General features: G+C 75.3%; 1 protein-coding gene. It reads right to left on the minus strand.

The genetic code is table 11. The features are described from left to right. Window positions 1-401, minus strand: a 401-nt coding sequence (locus tag JZ792_RS43805; protein ID WP_498044279.1) for an IclR family transcriptional regulator domain-containing protein, incomplete at both ends; no start/stop codon positions are given.

Raw genomic sequence — 401 nt, forward strand, 5'->3', positions numbered from 1 at the left:
GTGCAGGACCAGCTGGCGGGAGATGCGCGCGGCGGCCACGACCGCCATGCGTATCAGCGCCGTCTCCTGCCCCTGGGCCCGCAGGATCGGGGCCATGAGCGTGATGGCGCCGGCGGCCTGGCGGGAGGCGCCGAAGAGCGGCACGCTGCAGCCCCACACGCCCTCGTCGACTTCGCCTTCGCTCACGGCGAAGCCCGCCGCGCGGATGGCGTCGAGCTCATGGCGGGCGGACTCGCGGCCGGGCGTGCCGGGCCCCCACTGGGCATCGAGCACCGCGTCGCGCGCGGCCTCGGGCAGGTGGGCCAGCACGCACTTGGCCGACGCACCCGCGCGCAGGGGCACGCTGCGCCCCTTCTCGAACGAGCAGCGCAGCGAATGGTGGCTCTCCACCATGTCGAGGC

It is taken from the genome of Nocardia noduli (assembly GCF_019038455.1).
Classification (GTDB): Bacteria; Actinomycetota; Actinomycetes; order Mycobacteriales; family Mycobacteriaceae; genus Nocardia; species Nocardia noduli.